The organism is Gilliamella sp. N-G2 (assembly GCF_002142215.1).
Classification (GTDB): Bacteria; Pseudomonadota; Gammaproteobacteria; order Enterobacterales; family Orbaceae; genus Gilliamella.
Genome location: NZ_NAST01000028.1, coordinates 25,360 through 31,648, shown reverse-complemented (window position 1 = coordinate 31,648; position 6,289 = coordinate 25,360). Strand labels below are relative to the sequence as shown.

The window sequence follows — 6,289 nt, the reverse complement described above, 5'->3', positions numbered from 1 at the left end:
CAACTATATAGCTCAATAGGGTCGGTTAGTAAAATTTCAATAATATAAAACAAATTTGTTCATTAAATAATAAAAATAAAGCATTTTTTAATCATTTAAAAACCCCGTTCCTCAAAATTTTTCTTAATAGAATAGAACTAAAAATTATATTGCTATAACTTAAAATTATTTGTTTAGCAAATATAACCATTTTACAATAAACAAGTAATCGTGTTTTATAGTGTGAGGAATAGTTTTGAATAACGATGTATTACAAGCTTTAAATTTATTAAAATCAAAAAAATGGATTGATTTGACCCATGCATTTGATCACAATTCACCGCATTTTTTTATGTTTAATCCAGCCGAAATCAAAACGCTATTTGATCATAATGATGGCTTTTTAGCACAAAACTTTAGTTTTGCTGGACAGTATGGAACTCACTTAGATGCGCCTATTCATTTTGTGCCTAACACTCGCTATTTGCATGAATTACAATTACAAGAACTGGTATTACCGTTAATTGTTATCGATCAATCGCAACGAGCACAACAAGATCCTAATTTCTCTTTTTCAGTAGCAGACGTATTAAGCTTTGAACAACAGCATGGACAAATTGAAGCTGGTAGCTTTGTTGCATTACGAACTGATTGGAGTAAAAAATGGCCATCACAAACGGCTATGGAAAATAAAGATGCCGATGGGAATAACCAAATTCCGGGATGGGGACTTGATGCACTGAAATTTTTATTTGAAGAACGAAAAATTAAAGCTATTGGTCATGAAACTTTTGATACTGATTCAGCCAAAGCATTTAGGGAAAATAATGCTTTAAAAGGCGAATACTATGTTTTAGAGCAAGATACTTATCAAGTTGAGTTAATGACCAATTTAGATCAACTGCCAGCTAAAGGAGCAGTTATCTTTAATATTGTAGCCAAACCTAATAATGCATCAGGCTTTCCGGTTCGTTCTTTTGCTATATTGCCTTAATCTATTCATCATGCCCAATTATCTATATTGGTTAGATATTAAGGGCTAATGTTTCGATAAATATTAATTTACAATAAAAAACGGTCATTAAGACCGTTTTATTTATTAATTCTCAATTAATTTTGGTGTAGCGTCCAAAGGTATTATAGCACCACGATACTGAATCACAGTTCCTGCCACTAGATGACCTTGACTGGCTGATTGTGAAGGAGTTTTACCACTTAAACGAGCAGCTAAATATCCGGCACTAAATGAATCACCAGCAGCCGTAGTGTCAATAACATCTTCTTTGGCAATTTTGTTAGCAGGAACTTCAAAACGGCCTTCTAATGAATCAATAATACAACTATCACTACCGCGTTTTATCACAATTTCTGAAACACCGAAGTTTTTAGTACGCTCGATAACTTGTTCATAAGGTAATTTACCCCATAATAGATCTTCATCATCTAAAGTTAAAAAAGCAATATCGGTGTATGACAAAATATCCGAATAAACGCTACGAGCTAAGTCAAAGCTACTCCACAAACGCGGACGGAAATTATTATCAAAAATAACCTTACCACCATTCGCCTTAACTTGTTTTAATAACGCTAATAATTTAACGATACTTTCTGCATCTAAAATTGCGATACTAATACCACTTAAATAAACATAATCACATTTAGCAATTTGTTCGGTAATTTTGGCTGTTTCGGCTGTTTTTAACCAAAATTTAGCTGCTGCATCATTACGCCAATAATAAAAAGAACGTTCACCATGCTCGTCAGTCACAATGGAGTAAAGCCCTGGCATTTTATCAGTCATTCTTTGAACTAGATCAGTTGAGATATGCTCTTTTTGCCAACTATCAAGCATTTCTTGACTAAAAGGATCGGTTCCTAAGCCTGTCACATAGTGAATCGAAAAATCTTTATTGGTCAACAAACGCGATAAATAAACCGATGTATTAAGAGTGTCACCACCAAAATTACGGGTTGTTGAATCTTGTTTTATTGAAAGTTCAATCATACATTCGCCAATAACAGCGATATTTGTAGTCATAGTGTTACCTAAAATCCTTACTCTATCTATAAATAATTCAATGCAATTTTTACCACAACCTTACGAACCGTAGCAATCTTATTATCGACAGCACAAAGCGGTTTATGAACTTCATTGGGTAAAAAAACAATAAAATCGTTAGGCTGTAATACTAACATAGTTTCTTCGTTAGGAGTTTTGATAAAAGCAATATCATTTTCTGCTATTTTATCATCTAAAACTTGAGTGTGTGGAGGCAATGTACAAATAGCCATACCTTCCTGACCTTCTAAAACAATTTGCACATCAATATACTTTTTATGATATTCAGGATTAGCGTCATGAATATATCTTGATGAATTATCAGACACCATAAAAAACATATTATCACCATCGATATCATAACGACCAGCTGGTGTATTGCTATTAACGTTGTCCTTTACGTATTCAATCGATTGTTTAATTTTGGTCGGCAAGTATGGGATTAAATCCAAATGATTAACATTACCTAAAATCATACTTAATGCTCCTTCACTTATAAATTGATGCAATAACTATTCACCATACTCTTCTACATACAACTATATGGAAGAATAAAATCTTTAGGTAAGAGTATATACTCAAGCAATAATTTTTTATAGATCATTTATTAAAAATTAGTAAAAACAATCTATTATCGAAATTCTGTAAATATTAAAAAACCGCAATTATGCGGTTTTAAAAAAGAAAATTTATAAGAATATATATAGATCAAATTATTTCTCTTTAGCAATTTTATCCAATACCAATGGTAAAAATTCATCTAATTGTTTTTCTACTTTGATATAAGCTGATAATGGTAATTTGTATGGGTCAGAAAGATCTTCATTTTTACCTGTAGCAAATTCAGATAATGTAAATACTTTACCTTTCGATTCTGGAAATTGATCCAAAATTTTATCTTTATGTTTTTGCGTCATTGTCAGTAAATATTCTGATTTATCGATATCATCTTTCACTAATTGCATTGCTTTATGTGAAGATATATCAATATTTCTATCTTTTAATACCTTAACTGTACCTTCTTCTGGTGTTAATTCACTTGGATCAACATTAACACCCCGTGATTGAACCTCAATATTGAGATTATGTTTGTTAACATAATCCTTAGCCAATGCTTCGGCCATAGGGCTACGACCTGTGTTACCTGTACAAACAAAAGTAATAACATGATCGAATGCATAACAAGAAACACTAAACAATGCCAATAAACCAACTAAATATTTTTTTAAATTAAACATGTTTTACCTTAATAATTAACCAAAAATCGGTTTTATAATAGCAAAAATAACATGAAATTCTAATTAGTTTTATTTCAATACTTACGCTTAATAGCATCCTATTTATTGACTAAATCAAATGATTTTTAATCAGCAAAAATAATCAAGGATAACCACTGTCTAGCGATATAATAGGATTCTTAGAAGAAAACTACTCATAATTTTTATCAATAACGTTGTAATTAAAATGATAAACAATAACCCTACTCTGCGGAGGATTAGCTTCTCCAATATCTTTTAATTTTAGCATTTGACGATTAAAAGCCTATTTAAACAATCTTAATTTTACTTATTTTCCTTTAACAAGGTTATTAAATGACTACGACTTTGTTGTAAAAGTTCAATTTGTTTATCAAGTTTTAAAAGTGTTTCACTCAAGCCATTTTTAAACTCCTTACAAGGAGAAAATTTGTTACTTTGATATTGCCAACAAGGAAGGATCTTACGTATAACTTTTAATGTTAATCCGGCACTATTTAATTTATGAATGAGTTTAACTCGGTCAATGTCATCTATTTCAAACTGACGATAACCTGAAACTGTGCGTTTTGGTGAAAGAAGTCCTTCTTCTTCATAGTATCTAAGCATCCTTATACTAATTTGACTAAATTTGGATAATTCACCAATTTTCATAACACCTCCTATTGACTCTAACAGCTATGTCATACTTTACCATATGGTTTTATTTATTAAAGGAGATATTAAATGATCAAATTAATTACGTTAGTTAAACGCAAAAAGACATTAAGTTATCAAGAATTTGATAACTATTGGCATAACCATCATGCAAATTTGGTTAATTCACAAAAAGAAGCGCTAGGAATTCTTCATTACGTCCAAAGTGTTCCATTACAGGATAAAAAACCGGGAAATGCTATGCGCAATAGCAGAGGTGCGCCTATTTTTGATTTTGATGGAATGGCTGAAATTTACTGGCAAAGTAAAGAAAAAATGTTAAGTATCAGAACTTCACCTGAAGCCAAAAGAGCCATCCAATTATTATTAGATGATGAAAATCAGTTTGTCGATCACTCACAATCGCTAATCTGGTATGCAACAGAGCGAACGATTATTTAAATGCACATGCTTTACTATAATTCGATGTTATCATTTTAAATTCTAATAATTTTATTCTGATTAAAAAAGCCATTCTTAAATGAATGGCTTCTATATAGATTAACAGAAATTAATAACTGGAAAATCTTTACTCCCACTCAATAGTTGCGGGCGGTTTGCCGCTGATGTCATAGACCACTCGAGATATACCATTAACTTCGTTAATGATACGGTTTGATACTCTTCCTAAAAAGTCGTAAGGAAGATGCGCCCAATGGGCAGTCATAAAGTCGATGGTTTCTACGGCACGTAGCGAGACAACCCAATCATAGCGACGGCCATCGCCCATAACACCAACTGAACGTACCGGTAGAAATACGGTAAATGCTTGGCTAACTTTGTGGTATAGTTCAGCTTTGTAAAGTTCTTCGATAAAAATCGCATCCGCTTGTCTTAATAAATCACAGTACTCTTTTTTCACTTCACCTAATACGCGTACGCCTAAACCTGGTCCAGGGAATGGATGACGATATAGCATATCGTATGGTAAACCGAGTTCTAAACCAACTTTACGTACTTCATCTTTGAATAATTCACGTAATGGTTCAACTAAGCCCATTTTCATATCTTCTGGTAAACCACCGACATTGTGGTGAGATTTGATGACATGTGCTTTACCTGTGTCAGCGGCAGCTGATTCAATAACATCAGGATAAATAGTCCCTTGAGCAAGCCATTTTACGTCTTTAAGTTTTGCTGCTTCTTCATCAAAAACTGCGACAAACTCTCGGCCAATGATTTTACGTTTAGCTTCAGGATCTGCTTCACCTTTTAATGCCGCCATAAAGCGATCTTCAGCATTAACCGCGATAATATTTAAACCAAATTTATCACCAAACATATCCATTACTTGTTGTGCTTCATTTAAACGTAATAAACCATGATCAACAAAAACACAGGTTAACTGATCGCCAATTGCTTGATGTAATAATAGTGCAGTAACCGAAGAATCAACACCACCAGATAGACCTAATAATACTTTATCTTGGCCAACTTTCTCTTTAATACGTGCCACTGCATCAGTAATAATTGAAGAAGGTGTCCACAATTTTTCACATTGACAAATATCGATAACAAAGCGTTGTAATAATTCAAATCCTTTAACGGTATGAGTAACTTCAGGATGAAACTGTACGCCATAAAATTGTTTTTCATCATTCGCCATGATTGCAAATGGACAGGTTTCTGTTTGACCGATTAAATTAAATGTGTCTGGTAATGAGGTTACTTTATCACCATGGCTCATCCAAACATCAAGCTGATTAGTACCTTGATCATTAATGCTATCTAAAATTCCGTCTGTTAATTTTGATTTTGCAACAATATCTACTTTAGCATAACCAAATTCACGTTGATTAGATGCTGTAACGACTCCGCCCTTACCTAACTGGATCGCCATTGTTTGCATACCATAGCAAATACCTAATACCGGCACTCCTGCATTAAATACATATTCAGGTGCACGAGGGCTATTTTGCTCGGTAGTACTTTCGGGACCACCCGATAAAATGATACCTTTAGGATTAAATTGTTTAATTTTTTCTTCCGAAACATCCCATGGCCAAAGTTCACAATAAACACCGATTTCACGAACTCGTCGAGCAATTAATTGAGTTACTTGTGAGCCAAAATCCAAAATTAATATACGCTGCTGGTGGATGTCTTTATTCATCAATCTTAATTCCTAAAATATGGGCTAATATAAACATTGGTGGCTATTGTATCATCTAATTATCAAGCTTAAATAGCGTATAAACATTTTTTTGTATATTCATACTATGACATAAAGATTTATAATCTTATTTTGTACATGAATATCTTGATCAAGATGAGAAAATAGCCGTTTGCAAAGAGAGGT

The 6,289-nt window shown here is 32.8% G+C and carries 7 protein-coding genes; 2 read left to right on the top strand and 5 right to left on the bottom strand.

Annotated elements, in window-relative coordinates; translation table 11 throughout:
- Window positions 1-235: 235 nt before the first annotated feature.
- Window positions 236-973 (top strand): cyclase family protein, encoded by a 738-nt coding sequence (locus tag B6C99_RS11200; RefSeq protein WP_086356948.1) that lies wholly within the window; start codon window positions 236-238, stop codon window positions 971-973.
- Between the two features lie 105 nt (window positions 974-1,078).
- On the opposite strand, the gene B6C99_RS11195 is transcribed toward B6C99_RS11200, so the two are convergent.
- The 4 genes from B6C99_RS11195 to B6C99_RS11180 all read right to left on the bottom strand — a co-directional run bounded on the left by B6C99_RS11195 (window position 1,079) and on the right by B6C99_RS11180 (window position 3,948).
- Window positions 1,079-2,017 (bottom strand): sugar kinase, encoded by a 939-nt coding sequence (locus tag B6C99_RS11195; protein ID WP_086359901.1) that lies wholly within the window; start codon window positions 2,015-2,017, stop codon window positions 1,079-1,081.
- A gap of 26 nt (window positions 2,018-2,043) precedes the next feature.
- Entirely contained in the window at window positions 2,044-2,514 is a 471-nt protein-coding gene (locus tag B6C99_RS11190) for a YhcH/YjgK/YiaL family protein (RefSeq protein ID WP_086359900.1), read from the bottom strand.
- A 237-nt stretch (window positions 2,515-2,751) separates the two neighbouring features.
- Window positions 2,752-3,276, bottom strand: coding sequence for a low molecular weight protein arginine phosphatase (locus tag B6C99_RS11185; protein WP_086359899.1), 525 nt, complete (start codon window positions 3,274-3,276; stop codon window positions 2,752-2,754).
- Between the two features lie 324 nt (window positions 3,277-3,600).
- Window positions 3,601-3,948, bottom strand: a complete 348-nt coding sequence (locus B6C99_RS11180; RefSeq protein WP_086359898.1) for a MerR family transcriptional regulator — start codon at window positions 3,946-3,948, stop codon at window positions 3,601-3,603.
- Window positions 3,949-4,020: 72 nt separating this feature from the next.
- Between B6C99_RS11180 and B6C99_RS11175 the strand changes: the two genes are divergently transcribed.
- Window positions 4,021-4,392, top strand: coding sequence for an EthD domain-containing protein (locus tag B6C99_RS11175; protein WP_086359897.1), 372 nt, complete (start codon window positions 4,021-4,023; stop codon window positions 4,390-4,392).
- Window positions 4,393-4,519: 127 nt separating this feature from the next.
- On the opposite strand, the gene guaA is transcribed toward B6C99_RS11175, so the two are convergent.
- Window positions 4,520-6,103: a glutamine-hydrolyzing GMP synthase gene (gene guaA, locus B6C99_RS11170; RefSeq protein ID WP_086359896.1), complete on the bottom strand. Its 1,584-nt coding sequence runs from the start codon at window positions 6,101-6,103 to the stop codon at window positions 4,520-4,522.
- Between the last annotated feature and the right edge of the window lie 186 nt (window positions 6,104-6,289).

Bases quoted from the DNA above. Each gene is read 5' to 3' on its own strand.
- B6C99_RS11195 (WP_086359901.1), bottom strand. From the start codon at position 2,017: ATGACTACAAATATCGCTGTTATTGGCGAATGTATGATTGAACTTTCA.
- B6C99_RS11190 (WP_086359900.1), bottom strand. From the start codon at position 2,514: ATGATTTTAGGTAATGTTAATCATTTGGATTTAATCCCATACTTGCCG.
- B6C99_RS11185 (WP_086359899.1), bottom strand. From the start codon at position 3,276: ATGTTTAATTTAAAAAAATATTTAGTTGGTTTATTGGCATTGTTTAGT.
- B6C99_RS11180 (WP_086359898.1), bottom strand. From the start codon at position 3,948: ATGAAAATTGGTGAATTATCCAAATTTAGTCAAATTAGTATAAGGATG.
- B6C99_RS11175 (WP_086359897.1), top strand. From the start codon at position 4,021: ATGATCAAATTAATTACGTTAGTTAAACGCAAAAAGACATTAAGTTAT.
- guaA (WP_086359896.1), bottom strand. From the start codon at position 6,103: ATGAATAAAGACATCCACCAGCAGCGTATATTAATTTTGGATTTTGGC.